General features: G+C 46.5%; 17 protein-coding genes. 16 read left to right on the forward strand and 1 reads right to left on the reverse strand.

What is annotated here, in order from left to right:
- Positions 1–65 precede the first annotated feature (65 nt).
- The 13 genes from M3636_RS02325 to M3636_RS02385 all read left to right on the forward strand — a co-directional run bounded on the left by M3636_RS02325 (position 66) and on the right by M3636_RS02385 (position 11,648).
- Positions 66–536 (forward strand): N-acetyltransferase, encoded by a 471-nt coding sequence (locus M3636_RS02325; protein WP_056695968.1) that lies wholly within the window; start codon positions 66–68, stop codon positions 534–536.
- A gap of 331 nt (positions 537–867) precedes the next feature.
- Positions 868–1,899: a heat-inducible transcriptional repressor HrcA gene (hrcA, locus tag M3636_RS02330; RefSeq protein ID WP_056695970.1), complete on the forward strand. Its 1,032-nt coding sequence runs from the start codon at positions 868–870 to the stop codon at positions 1,897–1,899.
- A 79-nt stretch (positions 1,900–1,978) separates the two neighbouring features.
- Positions 1,979–2,557, forward strand: a complete 579-nt coding sequence (gene grpE / locus M3636_RS02335) for a nucleotide exchange factor GrpE (RefSeq protein ID WP_145409749.1) — start codon at positions 1,979–1,981, stop codon at positions 2,555–2,557.
- A gap of 135 nt (positions 2,558–2,692) precedes the next feature.
- Positions 2,693–4,537 carry a molecular chaperone DnaK gene (gene dnaK / locus M3636_RS02340; RefSeq protein ID WP_128102922.1) on the forward strand — a complete coding sequence of 615 codons (1,845 nt, stop codon included), beginning with the start codon at positions 2,693–2,695 and terminating at the stop codon, positions 4,535–4,537.
- Between the two features lie 129 nt (positions 4,538–4,666).
- Positions 4,667–5,791: a molecular chaperone DnaJ gene (gene dnaJ / locus M3636_RS02345; RefSeq protein WP_128102921.1), complete on the forward strand. Its 1,125-nt coding sequence runs from the start codon at positions 4,667–4,669 to the stop codon at positions 5,789–5,791.
- A 224-nt stretch (positions 5,792–6,015) separates the two neighbouring features.
- Complete coding sequence (locus M3636_RS02350; protein ID WP_056695977.1) at positions 6,016–6,384, forward strand: hypothetical protein; 369 nt, start codon at positions 6,016–6,018, stop codon at positions 6,382–6,384.
- A gap of 48 nt (positions 6,385–6,432) precedes the next feature.
- Positions 6,433–6,612, forward strand: coding sequence for a YfhD family protein (locus M3636_RS02355; protein ID WP_128102920.1), 180 nt, complete (start codon positions 6,433–6,435; stop codon positions 6,610–6,612).
- A complete protein-coding gene (locus M3636_RS02360) occupies positions 6,605–7,000 on the forward strand; it encodes a hypothetical protein (RefSeq protein ID WP_128102919.1) in 396 nt (131 codons plus the stop codon). Before M3636_RS02355 ends, M3636_RS02360 begins: the two co-directional genes overlap by 8 nt.
- Positions 7,001–7,153: 153 nt before the next feature.
- Complete coding sequence (gene prmA / locus M3636_RS02365) at positions 7,154–8,119, forward strand: 50S ribosomal protein L11 methyltransferase (RefSeq protein WP_251381186.1); 966 nt, start codon at positions 7,154–7,156, stop codon at positions 8,117–8,119.
- 3 nt (positions 8,120–8,122) lie between these two features.
- Entirely contained in the window at positions 8,123–8,800 is a 678-nt protein-coding gene (locus tag M3636_RS02370; protein ID WP_251381188.1) for a site-2 protease family protein, read from the forward strand.
- A gap of 167 nt (positions 8,801–8,967) precedes the next feature.
- Positions 8,968–9,732 carry an RsmE family RNA methyltransferase gene (locus M3636_RS02375; protein ID WP_251381189.1) on the forward strand — a complete coding sequence of 255 codons (765 nt, stop codon included), beginning with the start codon at positions 8,968–8,970 and terminating at the stop codon, positions 9,730–9,732.
- 2 nt (positions 9,733–9,734) lie between these two features.
- Positions 9,735–11,081 carry a tRNA (N(6)-L-threonylcarbamoyladenosine(37)-C(2))-methylthiotransferase MtaB gene (mtaB, locus tag M3636_RS02380; protein WP_251381190.1) on the forward strand — a complete coding sequence of 449 codons (1,347 nt, stop codon included), beginning with the start codon at positions 9,735–9,737 and terminating at the stop codon, positions 11,079–11,081.
- A gap of 132 nt (positions 11,082–11,213) precedes the next feature.
- Complete coding sequence (locus M3636_RS02385; protein WP_251381191.1) at positions 11,214–11,648, forward strand: NUDIX hydrolase; 435 nt, start codon at positions 11,214–11,216, stop codon at positions 11,646–11,648.
- A 285-nt stretch (positions 11,649–11,933) separates the two neighbouring features.
- On the opposite strand, the gene M3636_RS02390 is transcribed toward M3636_RS02385, so the two are convergent.
- Entirely contained in the window at positions 11,934–12,935 is a 1,002-nt protein-coding gene (locus M3636_RS02390; protein ID WP_251381192.1) for a Na/Pi cotransporter family protein, read from the reverse strand.
- A 524-nt stretch (positions 12,936–13,459) separates the two neighbouring features.
- On the opposite strand from M3636_RS02390, the gene M3636_RS02395 reads away from it, so the two are divergent.
- The 3 genes from M3636_RS02395 (at position 13,460) to addA (ending at position 22,906) form a co-directional block, all read left to right on the forward strand.
- On the forward strand, positions 13,460–14,839 hold the full coding sequence (locus M3636_RS02395) for a class I SAM-dependent rRNA methyltransferase (RefSeq protein ID WP_251381193.1): 1,380 nt from the start codon (positions 13,460–13,462) through the stop codon (positions 14,837–14,839).
- A 220-nt stretch (positions 14,840–15,059) separates the two neighbouring features.
- The gene (addB, locus tag M3636_RS02400; RefSeq protein WP_251381194.1) at positions 15,060–18,563 is read left to right on the forward strand and encodes a helicase-exonuclease AddAB subunit AddB; all 3,504 of its coding nucleotides are present in this window, start codon (positions 15,060–15,062) and stop codon (positions 18,561–18,563) included.
- Positions 18,560–22,906: a helicase-exonuclease AddAB subunit AddA gene (gene addA / locus M3636_RS02405; RefSeq protein WP_251381196.1), complete on the forward strand. Its 4,347-nt coding sequence runs from the start codon at positions 18,560–18,562 to the stop codon at positions 22,904–22,906. Before addB ends, addA begins: the two co-directional genes overlap by 4 nt.
- The last annotated feature ends 28 nt before the right edge of the window (positions 22,907–22,934 follow it).

Raw genomic sequence — 22,934 nt, forward strand, 5'->3', positions numbered from 1 at the left:
CGTGTAATTTAACAACTACGAAGTTGGCTTTCCTTCGGAAAGCTTGGTAATAGGAGGAGAGCAGAATGTCGGTAATATGCAGAAAAGCCGTGCCGGAAGATGTTGAACCGCTATATGAAATGATTAAGGGATACGCAGAGCGTGGGATCATGCTTCCGCGATCAAGGGAAGTACTGCATAGGCAGCTGGAACACTTTGTCGTTGCAGAAGTGGATGGTGAGGTCGTGGGATGTGGGTCGCTTTGCCGTTTGGGCAACGATCTGGTTGAGGTTAGATCCCTTGGTATCTCAGAAGGACACAAAGGACTCGGCATAGGTTCCCGGTTGCTGGATCGACTGGTGGAAGAAGCTCAGAATCAGAAAATTCCTAAAGTGATGGCACTCACGTATGAAGTTTCTTTCTTTGAGAAAAATGGCTTTGCCATTGTAGATAAAGAGATTTTCCCTGAAAAAGTATGGACAGACTGCGTGCATTGCAGCAAACAAAATTGCTGCGACGAAATTGCAGTGCTGAAAGAACTAGAAATTTCCGCCTGATGCATAATGGATCGCATGAACAGAGTCTTGAGTGAACAGCTCTCTCTCATGCGATCCTTTTTCATGCATAATATGTATAATGAGTGTTATGACACCCGAAGAATGGTCTATACTATAAGAAGAATATTTAGTTGATTACTAACTTCTTCGTTTCAAATCTGACCTAAAAAACATGTCAGCTTGAACATACGTAATAAATTGATGAGCATCGTCATGAAACTGACTTGACAATGTTCGTGTCAGTTTGGTATTTTTGTATTACCGCTTAGCACTCATCTGACCTGAGTGCTAACGACATGGGACATTGCAGTCAGAAGGAGGGATACTCACCATGTTAACAGAGCGTCAACGTATGATTCTGAACGCTATAGTGGATGACTATATCCGTTCAGCTGAGCCCGTAGGGTCCCGAAGCATCTCCAAACGAGGAGATGTTGGATACAGTCCAGCGACGATCCGTAATGAGATGGCGGATCTTGAGGATATGGGATTTTTGGAACAGCCGCATACATCTGCTGGACGAATTCCTTCCCACAAGGGCTACCGATATTATGTCGATCATCTGGTTCCGTGGAATCAAGTGGAGCCTCAAGAATTGGACGATCTGAAATCATTTTTTGCTGAGAAGTTAAATGTCATGGAACAGGTCATACAGCATGCATCAGTCATATTGTCACATATGACCAACTATACTTCGATCTTGCTTGGGCCAGAAGTATTTCACACCTCACTTCGCCACTTTCAACTGTTACCGCTCAATGAACGGGAAGCTGTGGCGATTATTGTAACGAATACAGGCCAAGTTGAGAACAAAACGGTACAGATTCCACCGGAAATCTCGGTTGCCGAGATGGAGAATGTGGTACGTCTGTTAAATACCAAATTGGTTGGCGTACCTATTTATAAACTCAAATCACGCCTTTATACAGAGCTTGGGCAAGAGATGGAACGACATATTAATCGCTATGAAGAAGTAATGCAGGTGCTGAATAGCGCTTTTGACAATGAGCACGACAATCGTCTGTTCCTTAGCGGTGCTACCAATATGTTAACTCAACCTGAGTTTAAAGATGTTGAAAAGGTTAAAGATATTCTTGACCTGTTAGATGAAACGCCAACACTGATGAAGTTAATGATGCCCGTGCCGGGTGGATCTGGCATTCAGGTACGGATTGGTACCGAGAATGATCATGAAGCCTTTGCCAATTGCAGCCTGATTACAGCATCTTACTCATTGGATGGAGAGGCCTTAGGTTCCATTGGTATACTGGGGCCAACACGAATGGATTACGCGCGTGTCATTCATATTTTAAATACACTCTCTCGTGACTTGACTTCGATGTTAACGCATCGTTTCAAATAAGCATTGTGTGGGTTATCCTGCATGATGCTTATCACGAACGGGAAATGAACCATTTCATTCTTATAAGGAGGTGAACATCTTGAAAGAGGAGCAATCATTCGCAGCAGAAGAGCAGGAACAACAGGACACAACAGCGGCTGAAAGCCAGGAGCCTGTTAACGAAGCAGGTGCTGCAGAAGCACAGGCTGAGGAGATGGTAGGTCAAGAGCAAGGTGAGATCGCACGTTTGACGGCAGAAGCTGAGGAACATCAGCAACGCTTTGTCCGTGCACAAGCTGATTTTGACAACTTCCGTCGCCGCACTCAAAAGGAAAAAGAAGAACTAGCGAAATATGCTTCGATGAAGCTGATCACCGAACTCGTGCCGGTTATCGACAATTTCGAGCGTGCTATGGCAACTGTACCTGAAGGTACAGAGAGTGAATCTTTTTCCAAAGGCATTCAAATGATCTTCCGCCAGTTGGAGTCCGTGTTAAACAACGAAGGTCTGACTGCAATGGAGACGGTAGGACAACCGTTCAATCCTGAATTCCACCAAGCGATCATGCAAGTGGAAAGCGACGAGTATGAAGAAGGTACCGTTGTTGAGGAAGTCCAAAAAGGCTATATGCTTAAAGATAAAGTGCTTCGTCCGGCTATGGTTAAGGTAAGCTCATAATTCCTCTCCATGAGGGTATAATGCCAGCGAAGCTTCATATAGAGGTTTGCACACATAGAGCAAGAAAATAAATAAACCATAATAGAATGAAGAATCGAAGGATTCTTCTCAATTGTCGAAGGAGGAAATTTTCCGATGAGCAAAGTAATCGGTATTGACTTAGGAACAACTAACTCATGCGTAGCGGTTATGGAAGGCGGCGAGGCTGTCGTAATTCCTAACCCAGAAGGCGCACGTACCACTCCATCCGTAGTAGGTTTCAAAAAAGATGGTGAGCGCGTTGTAGGTGAGACTGCAAAACGCCAAGCAATTACGAATCCAGATCGTACGATCATCTCGATCAAACGTCACATGGGTACTTCCCATAAAGAAACAATCGACAGCAAAGATTATTCTCCACAAGAGATCTCTGCAATCATCCTGCAAAAACTGAAAGCTGATGCTGAAGCTTACCTGGGTCAAACGGTAACTCAAGCGGTTATCACAGTTCCAGCTTACTTCAATGACAGTCAGCGTCAAGCAACGAAAGATGCTGGTAAAATCGCTGGTTTGGAAGTTCTGCGTATCGTCAACGAACCAACAGCAGCAGCTCTGGCATATGGTATGGAGAAATCCGAAGATCAAACGATCCTCGTGTATGACCTTGGTGGCGGTACGTTCGACGTATCTATCCTTGAACTTGGCGATGGATTCTTCGAAGTTAAAGCAACTAGTGGTGACAACCAATTGGGTGGAGATGACTTCGACCAAGTAATCATTGATTACCTCGTAAGTGAATTTAAGAAAGATCAAGGTATTGATCTGAGCAAAGATAAAGCAGCGGTTCAACGTTTGAAAGATGCAGCGGAAAAAGCGAAAAAAGAACTTTCCGGCGTATTGACTACAACGATTTCCCTGCCGTTTATTACTGTGGCTGACGGCGTTCCTCAACACTTGGAATTGAACCTGAGCCGTGCGAAATTCGAAGAAATTTCTGCTGGTCTGGTTGAGCGTACGCTTGAACCAACTCGTCGTGCATTGAGTGATGCGGGTATGACTGCTAACGATATCGACAAAATCGTATTGGTTGGTGGATCCACACGTATTCCAGCAGTACAAGAAGCAATTAAAAAACTGACAGGTAAAGAGCCTCACAAAGGCGTTAACCCGGATGAAGTTGTAGCTTTGGGTGCTGCTGTACAAGCGGGCGTACTGACAGGTGATGTGAAAGACGTTGTATTGCTTGACGTAACTCCATTGTCCCTGGGTATCGAAACTGCAGGTGGCGTGTTTACCAAAATGATCGAACGCAACACAACGATTCCTACAAGTAAATCTCAAGTGTTCTCCACTTATGCGGACAATCAACCAAGCGTTGAGATCCACGTCCTGCAAGGTGAGCGTGAGATGGCAGCGGGTAACAAATCACTTGGACGCTTCATGCTGGGAGATATCCCACCAGCTCCACGTGGAGTTCCACAAATCGAAGTTAGCTTCGATATTGATGCCAACGGTATCGTTAACGTATCTGCAACAGATAAAGGTACAAACAAAACACAAAAAATTACAATTACTTCTTCCAGCGGTTTGAGCGATGCTGAAGTTGAGCAAATGATGAAAGATGCTGAGCTGCACGCTGAAGAAGATAAAAAACGTAAAGAACTCGTTGAAGCTAAAAACAGTGCAGACCAACTGATCTACTCTGTGGACAAAACGATTAAAGATCTTGGTGAAAAAGCTGACGCTGGTGAAGTTGAAAAAGCTAACGCTGCAAAAGAAAAATTGCAAGGTGTAGTAGCTACGGACAACTTGGAAGACATCAAAGCAGCTACAGAAGAACTGACAGAGATCGTTCAACAACTGTCTGTAAAACTGTATGAGCAAGCACAAGCGCAAGAGCAAGCAGCTCAAGGTGCTGAAGAGCAACAAGGTTCTGCTAAACGTGATAACGTTGTTGACGCGGATTACGAAGTAGTAGACGAAGATAAAAAACAAAACTAATTCGCGCATGTAGGCGAATGAAACATCGGTGACGTTCGGATTGAGGGGAAAGTCATAGCCGGGGCTCCCGTGCTTTGACTTTCCTTTTGTCACGATGTGCGATATGGTGAATGTTATGGGGGTGGAAGAGTGGCTGAAAAACGTGATTATTATGAGGTGCTCGGCGTTGGCAAAAATGCAAGCGACGAGGAGATCAAAAAGGCATACCGTAAGCTTGCACGTCAGTATCACCCTGACGTAAACAAAGCGGATGATGCGGAAGCCAAGTTCAAAGAAGTGAAGGAAGCTTATGATGTTGTCAGTGACGGCCAGAAACGTGCGCAGTATGACCAATATGGGCATATTGATCCGAATCAAGGTGGATTCGGCGGTGGCGGCGATTTTGGTGGCGGTGGATTTGGCGATATCTTCGATATGTTCTTTGGCGGTGGTGGTGGCGGACGACGCGATCCTAATGCACCGCAACGTGGGAACGATCTGCAATACACCATGACCATTGAGTTCAAAGAGGCTGTCTTTGGTAAAGAAACGGACATTACGATTCCGCGTACTGAAGGTTGTGACACTTGTCACGGTTCAGGTGCTAAACCAGGAACGAAACCAGAAACATGTACAGTCTGCAAAGGTAGTGGACAACAGGAAGTTGTTCAGAACACTCCATTCGGTCGTATGGTTAATCGCCGTGCGTGCTCGAACTGTAGTGGCACAGGACAAATTATTAAAGAAAAATGTACAACGTGCAGTGGTAGCGGTAAAGTACGTAAGCAACGCAAAATCCATGTTCGCATTCCAGCGGGCGTAGATGATGGTGCACAACTGCGTATGACAGGTGAAGGTGAAGGCGGTCTGCGTGGTGGCCCAGCGGGAGATTTGTATATTGTTATTCGTGTGAAATCACATGATTTCTTCGAACGTGAAGGAGACGATATTTACTGCGAGATTCCACTGACGTTTGCTCAGGCAGCATTGGGAGACGAGATTGAGATTCCAACGTTGACTGAAAAAGTGAAGTTGAAAATTCCAGCGGGTACACAAACCGGAACTTATTTCCGCCTCAAAGGCAAAGGGGTTCCACGCCTGCGCGGTATGGGTCAAGGGGATCAACATGTGAAAGTGGTTGTTGTTACACCTAGCAAGCTGAATGACGAGCAGAAAGATCTGTTGCGCCAAATTGCTGCCCTAGATGGAGAACAAACTCATGAGCATGAGCAATCCTTCTTTGACCGAGTAAAACGCGCATTCCGTGGTGACTAATAGACGTATTGCTGTATTAACCAATCGGCTTGTATGTCATAAAGTCGGGGAAATTTATTTAGATCGTTTGCCATCAATATTGTAAATATGAAAGGACATCATTGCTGTTATTCGGCATGGTGTCCTTTTTTGTGCATAAATGGAGGAACATTGCGGCAGAATAGCAGAGCGAGAACGATAAGGGATAGCCCATATACGAAAACTAGGGAAGCAGGTGTGACCAGATGAGTGAGAAAAACATTTTGGCGTACTTCCATAGCCCAGAGCAAGCAGAAGGCGCTGCCAAAAAATTGGAGGCGTTACGTGTGGAGGACCTGTCGATTAATCGTTTCAGCCGTTATGCAGGGGTAGGGCCAAGTGGAGCCTCCTATACACCAGGAGTTTCTGGTAGTTACTCTTCTTGGGTGCCTGGAGCAATGGGCATGAATGTGACCGCTGGAATTATGGCTGCTGCAGATCCTGCCGCAAGCGGCATGAGCGATGGTGGACAAGAAGGCCCAACAGGTAGGGATGTTCTGCTCACTGTAGTCGTAGATGAATCAGTACATCACCGTGCCCTATCCATTATTGAGCAGGCTGGTGGCATGATCTAGTTAGACCCCATCCATAATAGAGCACTGATACTAAAGGAGGAAGATGACATGGCAGAACATGAACGCCCGGGCAAAATTTTGACGAAGACTGAGAAAATGAAACGATTGCAATCTGCAAAAAATGAAGATGTGGAATTTAGTAGTGAGTCAGCTGATCATGATGATGTAGAGGCATTGCGTCGAAGTGAAGCTGCCGATCGTCGTCAAGGAAGAGAGCTGCATGAGTGAAGACGTTCATTCCACAGTAATGATTGAGGCAGTCTTTACGAGTTGGTCTGATGCAGAGTCTGCTCGAAGAGCTCTAGAACTGTTACACCCCAATCAATTACGTATTGAGAGTCTTCCTCTGCAATCTGATGAACCGGTTGCCAAACAGGATGAGGAGGGAGAATTCTCTCCCACGGCGGTAATTGGTGGATTTAGCGGGGAACTTAACGTTCTTTCGCTAATTAGCGATGATCCGGAAATGCTATCCAATGGTCAGGTATATGATATGCCTGAGACCATATCGACAGGGCAACCCCACCAAGGTATTTTATTGACCGTGTCGGTGACGAACGATTCGTTTCCACAGGCTGCCGAGATGATTACACGAAACGGTGGACGTTTTTATTAATTTTTGCAGTAAAACAAGTCATTAGAACAGGATGCTCCAGCATTTCGCTACGAGGTCCTGTTTTTTTGTTCTCAATTACTGCATTTTGTATTCTGACTCGCTTGTGTAGTACAATGATGGGGATGTTTGAAAAATGAGGAGGAAATATAACGTATGTTATGGCATGAACTAACAATACATACTACCGAAGAAGCGGTGGAGATGATTTCGAATTTTTTGCATGAAGCAGGTGCTGGAGGGGTTTCCATTGAAGAGTCCGGTACTTTAAATAAAAAGCGTGATGCACCCTATGGTGAGTGGTATGAGTTTCCTTTGAATGATATCCCTGAAGGTTTTGCTGAGATCAAAGGGTATTTCTCCGAAGATACAGACATGGAAGCATTACAGGCAGAAGTGCGCCCGAGAATTGAGCAACTTCCTGAATTCGATATTCATGTGGGTGACGTGCGTTATGAGACCAGAACGGTTGATGAGAACGACTGGGCAGATGCTTGGAAAAAGTATTTTAAACCTGTGCGTGTGTCAGAACGTTTGACGATCAAACCGACATGGGAAGACTATACGCCGGAAAGTTCGGACGAAAAAATTATCGAGCTTGATCCAGGCATGGCCTTTGGTACAGGGACGCATCCGACAACTTCCCTTTGTTTGCGTACACTGGAAACAGTGATTCAAGGCGGAGAAGAAGTTATTGATGTCGGAACAGGTTCAGGTATTCTTGCCATTGGGGCGGTACAACTTGGTGCGAAGCATGTTCTAGCCTTAGACCTGGATCCAGTTGCTGTATCCAGCGCGAAGGACAATGCACATTTGAACGGGCTTGATGATCGCATTACGGTGAAGGAAAGTGATCTGCTATCTGTTCTAGGGAGCGAAGACCCAACGCTTGGCGTAAAACTTCCAGTCAAAGTCATTGTGGCGAATATTCTGGCTGAGATCATTATGCTGTTTGTGGACGATGTCTACAATGCACTTGAACCAGGGGGCGTATATATTGCATCAGGCATCTGGAAAAATAAAGAGCAGCTGGTTCATGACGGGCTCATTGCTGCTGGATTCGAAATAAGTGCCGTTCACCGTGATGAGGACTGGCTGGCGTACGTAGCTAGGAAGAGGTAACGGATGGATTTTCTAAATTCGCTCTTTCGTTACCCACTAGATCAGTTACCGTTTTTCTTGATAACAATTTTGATTGCTTTTACCGTGCACGAGTTTGCACATGCGTATTTTGCCAATAAATTTGGAGATCCAACAGCGAAACTGTTAGGGAGAGTAACACTTAATCCTGTTGTGCATTTTGATCTATTAGGCGTACTAATGCTATTGATCGCTGGTTTTGGTTGGGCTCGGCCTGTACCCGTGAATCGAGCTAATTTCGATAACCCACGGAGAATGAGTTTGATTGTCTCCTTGGCAGGTCCGCTGAGCAATTTGTTGCTTGCAATTATAGGAACCATCGTATTTGCTACGCTCGTTGGTACTGGCGTTATGCAGAATATTGAAAATGAACGATTGTATACAGCGATTGCAACCTTCTTCTTCATGTTCAATCTCACGAACTTTTTCCTATTTCTATTCAACCTGATTCCATTGCCACCACTGGACGGTTATCGGGTTCTGGAAGAATTATTACCGCCCTCCATTAGTCGTAAGCTACAGGGTGTGGAGCAATGGTCTATTCTTATTTTCTTGCTTATTCTCATCGTGCCTCCGTTACGAGATGTAACGATTAATCCGTTATACATGCTCGCATACAGTATGTATGACGATTTTGGGAATTTGATTAAGGGTCTATTTTAGAGGCCTTTTTGAACACGTACTTCTAGCAAACGAATGATAACGTTTTGGACTGAAATACTGGTCAGAAGCACGTAAAAGTTGTATGATCATCTGTGGCGTATGGATTCACGCCTGCTTGGGAGCAGGGTGAATTCCATTCATAACAGGATAGAATGGTGGACAGACCTATGCAGCGTTATTTTGTATCTGAGGAACAATTCCAAGAGCGTTCGGTTGTGATCACAGGGGATGATGCGCGTCACATCAGTAAGGTTATGCGTGGCAAACCTGGAGATAAGCTGATTGTCAGTGACGGACGTACCCGAGAAGCTCTGGTGGAGATTGAAGGCATAGAAGCTGGTGAAGTGACAACGAATATTGTGGAGCCTCTGGAGATGGATCATGAGGCTCGTATTCATGTAACGATAGCTCAAAGTTTGCCTAAAGGTGACAAGATGGAAACGGTCATTCAGCGATGCACTGAGATCGGAGCGGTAGCGTTTGTTCCTTTTCTCTCGGAACGGACGATCGTGCAATATGATGCCAAGAAGGAGAGCAAACGGTTAGAGCGGTGGGGGAAGATTGCCAAGGAAGCTGCTGAGCAGAGTCATCGCAATCGTATTCCGTCCATTGAGCAGCCGCTTTCCTGGAAAGGGCTGTTGTCTTCTTTTGAGGGATATGATCTGGTATGCTATTGTTATGAAAAAGAAAACGGTAAGCAACTGCGCGATGCGCTAAAACCGTTCGTAGAAAAGCTCGGACCGCATGATACAGCTAATGTGTTAATCGTAGTAGGCCCAGAAGGCGGATTCTCGGAAAAGGAAACGGTGGAAGCGGATCAGGCTGGCGCTGTATCGGTTGGACTGGGCAAACGGATTTTGCGTGCAGAGACGGCTGGTATGGCCGCGCTGACTTGTGTTTTATACGAATCTGGAGAAATGGGGGGAATGTAATTATGCCATCCGTGGCGTTTTACACCTTAGGCTGCAAAGTTAACTTTTATGATACAGAAGCAATCTGGCAACTGTTTAAGAACGAAGGATACGATCAAGTGGACTTTGATGAACAGACGGCCGATGTATACTTAATTAATACTTGTACGGTGACGAATACAGGTGACAAGAAAAGCCGTCAAATTATTCGTCGTGCCATTCGTCGGAATCCGGATGCCATAGTGGCAGTAACTGGCTGTTACGCCCAGACCTCTCCTGCCGAGATTCTAGATATCCCAGGAGTAGACCTGGTTATCGGAACACAAGATCGTGATAAAATTTTGCCGTATGTTAGAGAAATTCAGGAATCCCGTCAACCGGTAAACGCTGTGCGTAACATCATGAAGACACGTGTGTTTGAAGAAATGGATGTGCCTGATTTTGCTGATCGAACTCGCGCCTTCCTGAAGATTCAAGATGGATGTAATAACTTCTGCACATTCTGTATCATTCCGTGGTCACGTGGTCTGTCTCGTAGCCGGGAGTCGAACAGTATTGTTCAACAGGCGCATCAATTGGTGCATGCGGGGTACAAAGAAATCGTGCTTACAGGTATCCACACGGGTGGATATGGTGACGACATGGAAAACTACGACCTGACCGATCTGCTCTGGGATCTGGATAAAGTCGAAGGTCTGGAACGTATTCGCATTAGCTCCATTGAGGCTAGCCAGATCGATGATCGTATGCTGGATGTGATTAAACGTTCGAATAAATTGGTTCGTCACTTCCATATTCCGCTGCAAGCAGGTGACGATACAGTATTGAAACGGATGCGCCGTAAATATACAACAGAAGAGTTCTACAATAAAATGCTCCGCATTCGTGAAGCTATGCCAGACGTAGCCATTACAACAGATGTTATTGTAGGATTTCCGGGTGAAACGGATGAGATGTTCCGTAATGGCTATGAGCTGATGAAGAAGATCGGTTTCTCCGAAATGCACGTATTCCCTTATTCCAAACGTACCGGAACGCCGGCAGCACGTATGGAAGATCAGGTGGATGAAGAAGTAAAAAATGCTCGTGTACATGAATTGATCGATCTGTCTGAGCAGATGCAGCTAGCTTATGCACAGCAATTCGTGGGACAAGTATTGGATGTTATTCCTGAGGGTGAAGCCAAGGGTCGCGAAGGCAGCGGTAAACTTCAAGGATACAGCGACAATTACATTCAATTAATATTCGATGGTTCCCAGGATATGATTGGCAAAGTATGCCGCGTGAAGCTCACTGAGGCTGGTGTCAATGAGAGCCAGGCTACGTTGGTTCGTGTATTGGAAGATCAACTGAAGTCTGCAGCGATGTAATCGAGATGACAAAAACAAGGATTTCATTTCCTTGGGGAACGTACCCGGGCGATGAAATCCTTCTTTTGCAATAAAATGGTTAAAAAGTTGTGTGAACAGACCATAAGTATTCCGTGATTGGGGGAGAACAAAATGAACAAAAAAGAAATTTCAGCAGGTGGCGTTGTTTATCGCCAAGACTATAACGGAAAACTGCAAATCCAATTGATTGTGGATCGTTATGGGAAAACGACATTGGCTAAGGGCAAAATGGAACCAGGCGAAACGATCGAGCAGACAGCGCTGCGTGAGATATTGGAAGAGACAGGCATGGTTGGACGAATTGTAGAACCTGTCGATGTTATCGCCTATACGTACCAACATGCAGAGTTTGGCGCGGTAGACAAGGAAGTTCACTATTATTTAGTGGAAGCAGAGAGCGGCGATATGCAACCTCAGATTGAAGAAATTAAAGGTGTAGACTGGTATACACCTGAGGAAGCATGGTCAAGACAGGAAAGTAACGGCTATGATAACAATGATAGCATTCTACGTGACGCACTGAACAAACTGGGTATTAACGTTTAATTATCGAGAGCAAGATCTTTACGTTTTACGTTTTGGATATCAATAAGATTATATAGGTGCGACTAAACTTTCTTTAGTTGAACTTGTAGAGGTTGTTCAAAAAGTCCGCTTTTGATTACGATGGATGCCTGAGGGCATCTCAGCATCGAAGATGAAATTCAGCCGAAATGTCCGTTGCTCACGTAGTTTTGCCTACGCTCCGCTACTCCATTTCTATCTTCATTCCATCTTCTCGGTACTGAAAACCGACCTTTTTGAACACGCACTTATATCGTTTCAGAAGCATTATGCCACGGGTGATTTCGCCGATGGGGCGGAGACCGGTGGTTTTTTGTGCCAGATTGGTAAATAACATAAGGGTAGAGCTAACAGTGAACAGATGATGTTAAACAACGTCTGTGCATGGGCGATCTGTGCCCCGTGATCCGCAGAGAGCCAAGCAGAAGCTGTATGAAGCTGATCAATGAGCGGCATAAACAATAGTGCGCCTGCCACGTTTAAGATGACGTGTGCAGCTGCGACGAATTTGCCTGCGGATGCTCCACCAGCGGCAGCAAGCACGGCCGTAATGCACGTGCCCACGTTGGATCCAATTACAATGGCAATGCCAATCTCTACGGGCAACACACCTGTCGCGGCAAGAGTTATCGCCATGCTGATGACGGCTGCACTGCTGTGAATGAGGGCGGTCAGACAGGCTCCTGCAAGAAATCCCCACCATAGGCTATCCGCGGAGCGATCCAAAAACCATTGAAACACACCCATGCTTCGAAGTGGAACTGCAATGGATTGCATGACCTGAATGCCTGTCATGACGAATGCAAATCCTGCGGCTGCCAAAAAACTGCATTGTATCTGAAAAAGCGTTCGCTTGGTTTCTTCATGAGCCGCCTGATTGCGTTCTGTAAGGACAACAAAAGTAGCCCAGCCAAGCAGGGTAAGAACGAGTAGAGGTAGTGCAGCACGCCCAATCTGCAATCCAACAAGCTCAGTGGTTAAACAGGTGCCGATATTTGTACCTAAAATAATCCCAAGCGTGCGCCCATAGGTGATGATTCTTGTATTGGCAAGACCAATGGTTAGCACGGTAACTGCGGTACTGCTCTGGAGCAGTGCAGTTGCGCCTGCGCTGAAAGCCATCCCTTTCCATGGGGCAGAAGTGGCGCGATTGAGCCACCCGGCGAGCATAGGTCCAGCCATGCGCTGCAACGACATTTCCATGACCTTCATGCCAGTAAAGAAGATAACAAGCCCATATAATAAAGGAAACACAACTTCTCTGAACATCCGTAACCTCATTCCTTCCTGCATTGCTCTTACCTTCATCCTATGAGGAAGGAAGGACAACCATGACAAGCATGAGGAATTACAGAGAGTTAAAATCAAAAGATCAAGTCGCTGGTAGTAATCTTTTACCGGTTTGCCTACGGTTCAGCTATTCCAAAGATACGGGGTCCGTACAATCGGAGCGAAGCAGACGAAACGGTACTTAATAAGCGAAGCGAGCGCCTTCCTCTTATCAGTTCCCTTTTAGAAAAAGGGAACTGATAAGAGGAACAGCCACACCTAAAGGGTCTACCCTACGTAACGCCATATTCAAAAGATACGGAGATTCGTGCAAACGGAGCGGAGGGGACGGAATCGGATCTGAAGAAGCGGAGCGTTCGCCTTTATCCCCGGATTTTCCCTTTCGAGAAAGGGAATCCAAAAAATCTGGGGATAACAGCGATCGAAAGACCGATCCGTCCCCGGAGCGCCTCCTTTGCACTAAACCTATCTTTTCAACTAACTCAAAAGGAAGTGGATTTACCTTGCCATCGGTTACCCTAGAACGCAGTCGCAAAAAGCGGCTTGAACATGCACATCCATGGATCTTTAACAATGAAATCGCCTCAGTTGACGGAAATCCAGAGCCTGGAGATCTGGTTAATGTATTAAATCATCAAGGTCGCTATTTGGCGACAGGGTATTACAATCCGGCATCACAAATTACCGTACGGGTTGTATCTTACCAACCGTTAGATTTTGCTCAGATGGACACGGCGTTCTTTACAGCACGTTTCCAGGATTGCTTACGCCATCGTGAACGTTTCATCCAAGACGGAGAAGCGTATCGCTTGGTATACGGGGAAGCAGACTTTTTACCTGGGTTGATCGTTGATCGCTTCGGTAGTGTACTTGTGGTACAGCTATTGACACTGGGAATGGATCGTTGCCGTGAGGCGATTGTGCAAGCTCTGATTGAAGTGATGCAGCCTGAAGGCATTTACGAGCGGAGCGATGTGTCTATTCGTGAGCTGGAAGGCTTGGAGCAGACCAAAGGTCCTCTTTACGGAGAGTGCCCACGTCATGTGACAGTAACAGAGAACGGCTTGCTTATTAAAGTAGATATCGTGGAAGGTCAGAAAACAGGTTATTTCTTCGATCAGCGTGAAAACCGTGCGGCCATCGAACCCTTAATGAAGGGCTGGGGTTATAAAAGCGGTATCCGCCTTGAGCAAGTGGAGCAGGATGGTAGTGAGCAATGGTTGCCTGTTAACAAAAGTGGTAAAGTTGTAACATTCCCTTATTGGGATGGTGCGACGGTACTAGAGTGTTTCTCTCATACGGGCAGCTTCACGTTGAATGCTTGCAAGTACGGAGCGAAGAAGGTAACTTGTCTGGACATTTCAGAGCATGCGATCGAGAGTGCTAGAACGAATGTAGAGTTGAATGGATTCACAGATCGAGTTGAATTTGTCGTAGCAGATGCGTTCCAGTACTTGCGTGAACAGGTTAAAGGTCTGGAAGAACGCAATGTACGTGCACGTGCAGGCGAGCAAAAAGTAGATACATCCAAAGCTCTCGCTGCTGGTGGAGGTAAGTCATTCGACGTCGTAATCCTCGACCCACCGGCATTTGCCAAAACGAAATCAGCAGTCAAAGGTGCATGCCGTGGATACAAGGATATCAATCTTCATGGCATGAAGCTGGTCAATGAAGGTGGATATCTTGTAACGGCAAGCTGTTCATATCACATGCGCCCAGACCTTTTCCTCGAAACAATCGCAGATGCGGCTGAAGATGCGGGCAAAGTACTTCGCCTTATTGATTGGAAGGCAGCAGGCAAGGATCATCCACAGATTTTAGGTGTAGATGAAGGACATTACCTGAAATTTGCGATCTTCGAGGTTCGTAGTAAAACAAAGTAATGTAGTCAGTCACACGAGCATGTAAACGACCAATTAAAAAACATCAACAACCATATCAACATTAAGTTGGAGGTCTGCAGTTATTTAGCTGTAGGCCTTTTTTATGCTTATGGAGATGTTTCCGATGCTGCCGAATAGTGGCAAACGTATGTTCCGAACCGAGTCAGGTATGTTATACTGGGAATTAAAATCTTGTTCGTGATGATTTGGAGGATTAGACATGTCCGTACGCTTCGTTATTGGCCGGGCAGGCAGTGGCAAGAGTGCCCTGGTTACTCGGGAAATTACTACCCTGCTTCAACAGGAGCCACAGGGGAATCCGCTTATTTTACTAGTACCTGAACAGAGTTCATTCCGTACAGAGCAAGCACTCGTCTCTTCTGGCATGATCAGAGGATCGATGCGCGCTGAAGTGCTTGGTTTCCGAAGACTAGCCTACCGCGTCATGCAGGAGGCTGGTGGTTCGGCGCGTATTCCCATTGGTGCTGAAGGTAAGAAGATGCTGCTCTATAAAGTACTGCAACGGCGTAAGGAAGAGTTGAAATTATTTGGTGCTTCAAGTAGCCAATTAGGCTTTATTAGTCATTTGAATAATCTATATGGTGAATTTAAACGTTATGAGCTTGATCCTGCATCGCTGGGGGATGGGGTTTCCATGTGGAATGCCTCTTCGTCAGCACCGATATTGGGAGACAAGCTCCATGATCTGCTTCTTATATATCGTGATTATGAACAGGAATTAACGGATCTTTACATTGATGATGAAGATACGCTTAGTGAATTGACCGAACGGTTGTCTGAAGGCACGATGCTTCAGGACGCTCAGATTTGGATAGATGGGTTTCAGGGATTTACCCCGCAGGAAATGAGTGTGATTAGTAGACTGATGTTACAGTCTTCTAACGTTACGATTGCATTGACATTAGATCGCCCATACGAGCATGGTGCACTTCCTAATGATTTAGATCTGTTCTATCCTACAGCGAGTGCTTATGCACGCCTCAAAGGTATGGCTGATGATTTAGGCGTGCCGAGCGAAACGTTGATTCTTCAGCCAGAGGTTGCTCCAAGATATGAAGGTAGTCCAGGATTAGCGCATTTGGAAGCTGGATTCGATCGTAGAGTTCGCTGGAGAAGTGAGGGGCGCAATTCTGGCATTAAGTTGTATGCAGCTGAGAATCGTCGTGCGGAACTTGAAGGTGCACTACGGGAAATGAGACGTTTGGCTCAGGATGAGGGTGCTCGTTACCGAGAGATGGCTGTGTTGGTTCGTCAGTTAGATGCTTATGCAGATATTGCCGAGCCATTGTTCCGAGATTATAACATCCCTGTCTTCTTGGACCGTAGACGAAGTGAGCTGCATCATCCGCTCGCAGAGTTTATTCGTTCGGCACTGGATGTTGTTCGTCGTCGCTGGCGCTACGAAGATGTATTTCGTTGTGTCAAAACAGACCTGCTTCTGCCTCGTGATGGTTCAGTGAGTCGTGAGGACATGGATCAACTCGAAAATTACATCCTGGCTTGTGGTATTTACGGATACCGCTGGACTGACGGCAAGCCTTGGAAGTATGTGCCTAGCTTGTCGCTGGAGGACAACGGTCAGGACAATCGGAGCCGCGGACGTGAACAAATGTTATCGTTGATGGAAAAGTGCCGTACGGTTATTACAGATCCCATGGGTGCTTTTGAGAAACGAATGAGCAAGGCGAAGACAGCCAAGGAACAGTGCGCTGCATTATACACGTTGCTTGAAGATGCCGAGATTCCGTGGAAGCTGGAGACGATGTCTACAGAGGCTACCGCTCAAGGTGATCCGGAACGTTCGCGCGAGCATCGGCAAATGTGGGGAGCCGTTCTGGATCTGCTGGATCAGATGGTCGATATGATGGGAGCCGAGCGACTGGATTTGGATTTGTTTGCTGGATTGATCGAGACTGGACTAACGGAACTTAAATTGGGTCTGGTTCCACCTGCACTGGATCAGGTGCTCGTTGGTTCAATGGATCGGACGCGCCTGCAGGATATCAAGTATGTATTTATTCTTGGGGCGGTGGATGGAGAACTTCCGGCTGTACCTCAAGAGGATGGTGTATTGACTGAGCAGGAACGGCTTTTATTAACAGAAAGAGGTTTGCCTCTGGGACCTGGTGTGACCAGACAAATGTTGGACGAGCGTTTTCTAATCTATACAGCCTTAACATCAGCTAGTGACCAGCTGTGGTTAAGTTATCCTGTAGCGGATGATGAAGGGAAGTCGCTGCTTCCTTCGGAAATTGTACGACATGTACGGAACATGTTTGGCAAACAGGAACAGCCTCTTTTGACGGAACCTCAGGGATCAGTAGCTTCACAGAATCATTGGGCCTATGTTCGTCATCCTGAACAGAGCTTATCTACGTTAATTGGACAATTGCGCAGATGGCGCCGGGGTGAAGACATTCCAGAATTATGGTGGGCGGTGTACAACTGGCATGCTTCGCAAGAAAGCAGCAAACCGCTATTAGAGAGATTACTGGGATCTGTCTTTTATCGCAATCGGGCGTTACCACTTCGTACATCCACTAGTCGGAGATTGTATGGTACGGAAGTTCGCACAAGTGTCTCCCGGATGGAACGTTTTGTAGCATGCCCTTTCTCTCACTTTGCTTCTCATGGATTACGATTGAAGGATCGCCAGCTTTACCGTCTTCAAGCACCAGACATCGGACAATTATTTCATGCTGCACTCAGTCAGTTGGCGATGCGCTTACGTGAAGAAAATCGTAGCTGGGGAAGCTTATCGCCAGAGCAATGCCGACAAGAGGCAGAGCAGACGGTAGAACAGATCGCTCCACAGCTTCAAGGAGAAATTTTGCTTAGCACCAAACGGTACGGATACATTTTCCGTAAGCTGAAGGAAATTGTCAGCAGAGCTTCCGTTATTTTGGGAGAACAGTCCAGACGAGGGAGCTATGAGCCAATCGGGCTTGAGCTTGATTTTGGGCCAGGTAAGCCGTTGCCGCCGCTACGTTTTGAGCTGGAAAATGGCTGTGTGATGGAGATTGTTGGTCGAATTGACCGTGTAGATGTGGCTGAAGGGGAAAATGGACTTTTGCTACGAGTCATTGACTATAAGTCAAGCCAGACGGATCTCAAGCTACACGAAGTTTATTATGGTCTGTCACTACAGATGCTTACGTATCTGGAAGTGTTGTTGAGTTCGGCTGAGGAATGGCTTGGCGAGTCTGCGATGCCTGGGGGTACGCTATATTTCCATGTGCATAATCCGCTACTGCAATCCTCTAATGGCATGACCTCGGAGCAGGCAGGACAAGAGCTACTGAAACGTTTCAAAATGAAAGGACTATTGCTCGCAGATCGAGATAACATCGCTCAAATGGACCATACCTTGGAAAAAGGTTATTCTGCGATCATTCCGGTTGCACTGAAAGCAGATGGTAGTTTTTACAGCAGTGCGGCTGTAGCTACGCCTGAGCAATGGGATACGCTGCTTGCAACAGTACGAAGTAATATTCAAGAGATTGGTACACGGATTACGGACGGGGACGTGGGCATCGAGCCTTATCGTATCCAGCAGGAAGTGGCATGTACTTTCTGTCCGTATAAACCAGTCTGTCAGTTTGATGAGAATATAGAAGGTAATGAATATAATCTCTTATCGAGACCAGGCAAACAGCAAATATGGGAGTTGTTATCCCACAACAAGGGAGGGGAAACGTTATGACGAATATGCCAAAACCAGAAGGTAGTTTCTGGAGTGATGACCAGTGGAGTGCGATCTCTCAGAGCGGAGAAGACATTCTAGTTGCCGCGGCTGCAGGATCGGGTAAAACGGCTGTATTGGTCGAACGGATTATTCGTAAAATTGCCGACCCTTCTCAGGGATTCAGCGTAGATCGTTTGCTGGTGGCCACATTTACGAAAGCTGCCGCAGCCGAGATGAAGCAGCGTATACGGGAAGCATTGGAACGTGCGCTGGAAGATCAGCCTGGGGAGGAGCATCTACGTAAGCAGCTTTCACTGCTTGGGCGTGCGTCTATCACGACACTTCATTCATTCTGTATGGAAGTGATTCGCCGTTATTATCAACAGATTCCGCTGAATCCCGCCTTCCGGATATTGAACGAAAATGAAGCTGAAATGATGCGGCAGGAACTGCTGGAACAGCTTTTCGAAGAAAAGTATGGGGAGCAGGATGAAGGCAGTACATTCCGCAAATTAGTAGATTGGTTCAGTGGTGAGCGGAACGACGATGCAATGCATCGGCTCGTACAACGGCTGTATGACTTCTCTCGCAGTCATTCTTGGCCAGATCACTGGCTCGCAGAAATGGCGTCTGCTTTTCAGGTAGAGAGTGTAGAGGCACTTGGTCGCACGGTTTGGGTACAGAGTATTTTACGAGATGCTTCACTTACGCTCAGCGGCGCTGCCGGAGTGTTGCGCCAAGGGATTGAGATTGCAATGCAGCCAGAAGGGCCGGCACCTTATGCGGATACGCTTAAGGAAGATCTGGCGATGGTGGAGGAGCTTCGTTCTGCTGTGCAGATCATGCCATGGGACAAGTTGCCAGACGTGTTCCAATTAGCTGCATTTGGCAAGCTCAAGCCTTGTAAGAAAGATCAGACAGACCCGGGGCTTCAAGAGCAAGTTAAGGAGCTGCGCGAAGCAGCCAAAAAAGCAGTAACGGATCTGAAAGGATCATTGTTCGGGAGAACTGCTTTTTCATTCTGGCAGGAATTAGAGCAAGCCGCACCACTTATGCACGAGTTGTCTAAACTCGTTAGTGAGTTTGGAGGACGATACCAACAGGCGAAGCAGGAACGTGGACAGGTCGATTTTAGTGATCTGGAACATTACTGTCTTCAAATTTTGCGTCATGAGGATTCTACGCCAGCTGTGTCCATGCCTTCAGATGCGGCGATGGAATTCCGTGCACGTTTTGATGAAGTGTTATTGGATGAATATCAGGATACGAATACGGTGCAGGAAGATATCGTAAGACTCATTTCCAGAGAGAATCCCGGCAATCGATTTATGGTTGGTGATGTGAAACAGAGCATTTATCGTTTTCGTTTGGCTGAGCCGGGACTATTTCTTAATAAATATCGTCAATATGCTTCAAGCGCTGAACTGGATCAGGTAGAAGATTCCAACGAGCGCACTGGCAGACGTATTGATCTTGCACGTAACTTTCGAAGTCGTGAAGAAGTCGTTCATTCGGTCAATATGCTCTTCCGACAGATTATGAACGAAGGTGTGGCGGAGATTGCGTATGATGAACGAGCCCAACTTGCTTATGGAGCATCGTTTCCCTCAGAGACGTTACAAGACGAAGCATATACTCCTGAGGTCATATTAATTGATCGACAGGGTGGGGGGCCAGATCTGTCTGAAAGCACGGATGAGCAAGAAGATACACTGGCTACTGCTGAACTGGAGAGCGCTGAGTTAGAGACGGCTCAACTGGAAGCACGTGCAATGGCTAGACGTATTCGAGAGATCGTGGGCGACGCAGATCAACCTGCGCTGCAAGTGTATGATAAAGCACTAAAAACGATGCGACCGGCAAGGTACGGTGACATTGTCATTTTGCTGCGTTCTGCTCTAATGTGGGCACCGCTCATGATTGAAGAGTTTAGACAACAGGGTATTCCTGCCGGTGGTGAGCAGAGCAAAGGATATTTTCAGGCTATAGAAGTGGAGGTCATGTTGTCCCTACTTCAGATTGTTGATAATCCTAGGCAGGACATTCCTCTTGCTGCGGTACTTCGGTCACCGATTGTGGGTCTGGACGAAGAGGAATTGGCACAGATTCGTCTTGGTAATAAAGGTCAATCCTTCTATGATGCAGTAATCCTCGCTACAGGAGAACTAGATCATCCATTGCATGACCGTAACTCGGATGAGCAATACAAGCAAGTAAGTGAAGATGCTCAAGTTGTTCAGATGAATTGGCCTGAAGCTTGGACAGAGCTGGAGGAAGCACGGCGAGAGACGGCAGTTACTGCTGAAGTAGATCGTATAGATGACCTGCAACCAGCAAGCAGTGATGTAGATGCGGCTCATTGGGCAGGATTGGTTGATCTTGTAAGTGATGAAAACAATTCTGTGCAGCCTGATGAGGATGTAACATTGCAGCAGAAATTGGTTCAGTTTGCACGTCAATTGAAGCAATGGCGATTGGAAGCTCGTCAAGGAAGTCTGAGTGAATTAATCTGGCGGATCTACCGAGAGACGGGTTACTTGGACTGGGTAGGCGGTCTTCCTGGCGGCATGCAACGACAAAGCAATCTCAAAGCGTTATACGACCGCGCACGACAATATGAGGAAGCGACGGCCAATCGTGGTTTGTTCCGCTTTTTGACCTATGTCTCCAGACTGCGTGAGAATGGTGGAGATTTAGGAACGGTTGGTGGTTCTGCTGAGCAAGACAACGCAGTAAAAATTATGACCATTCATAGAAGCAAAGGATTGGAATTCCCGGTAGTCTTTGTGGCGGGGATATCCAAAATGTTCAATCAGCAAGATCTGAACGCACCCTTTCTCATGCATAAGGAACTTGGGTTTGGCCCAAGGTTTGTGGATCAAGAGAATCGGGTTGCGTACCCGACACTGGCAAATCTGGCGATCCGACGCCGGGCTCAGTTTGAGTTGTTAGCTGAGGAGATGAGGGTGCTGTATGTGGCACTTACTCGTCCAAAAGAAAAAATGATCCTCATTGGGACAGTGAAGGATGTTGCCAAAAAGGCAGCCGCCTGGTCTCAAGTGAAGGACAGTCCGGAGCTGTTACTGCCAGACTATTTACTGGCAGCAGGACGGAATTATTTGGACTGGATTGGCCCGTCCCTTATTCGTCACCCAGCAGCGTCTTCCCTGCGTGAATTGGCTGGAGGAAGTGATTCCTATTCATCTTGCTTAATGGATGACGAGTCACGATGGAACATCGCTGTGATTTCTGCAGATCAGGTTTCACGGGATATGGTTCTTGGGCATCCCAAGGGCGAGGAAGAAGCAATGCCAGAAGTTCGAAAAGAACGAATTGCTGCGTTGCAAGCCATACAACCTGTTCAGTTACGCACTTCTGAAGAAAGAAGCAATGAAGCTGTTGATGTGTTAGAAATAGCTCAGCAAGTTAACGGTGATGGTGATGAAGTTACTGAAGCTGAGCATGCAGATGTCGCGCTTATGGAGCAAGTCTATCAACGATTATCCTGGGCATATCCACACACAGCGGCAACGCAGGTTGCAGCAAGTACATCCGTTTCTGAGCTCAAGACATTGCTCGCCAAGCAGGAATATCAGCCGCTACAGGTGATGGAAGAGATGGCAAGACGGCTCGAAAGTAACACTTTGCTTACAGATGATGCGCCCGATGAGAAGTTGAATCCAGTAGTACAGCCTGACAATCGTAGAAGCCATGATCCAGATTCGTCCTTCAAATTGCACCTGCGTCGTCCTAAATTCATGGAAGAGAAGAAGCTAACAGGTGCAGAACGAGGAACGGTGTACCATACATTGATGCAGCATCTTCCTATGGATGGAACAGGGATCAATGTTGAGGTTGTGGATAATACGCTTGCACGATTGTTGCAACTGCAAATTCTACTGCCTCATCAGGCAGAGGTCATTGATGCTACGCAGCTCGTTGCTTTTTTTGAGACTGAGCCTGGATTGGAACTTATGCGCGCAGATTGGGTGAAACGGGAGATTCCATTTATTTACGGACTGCCAGCACATCATTCTCCTGCTGAGTGGTTGCATGATATAACGCCACATGAAGGGATGCAGACCGTAGATGAAGGGGAAGGACTTCAGGCATCACTAGTAGATGAGACAGTATTAGTACAAGGCATTATAGACTGCCTCTATGAGGTGGATGGCAAACTTGTGCTGCTAGATTATAAAACAGATCGTGTCTGGAATGATGTAAAAGGGTTAGACGATTTGACTGCAAACTATCGTTTCCAGCTAGAGTTATATAGCCGCGCGATTGAGGATATTTTGGGACGTAAGGTTGATCACCGGTGGCTCTATTTCTTTGATGGTGGACATGCGGTGAAATGCTGAATATAGTCATTTATTTCATATCATTTTA

The organism is Paenibacillus sp. MER 99-2 (assembly GCF_023714095.1).
GTDB lineage: Bacteria > Bacillota > Bacilli > Paenibacillales > Paenibacillaceae > Paenibacillus.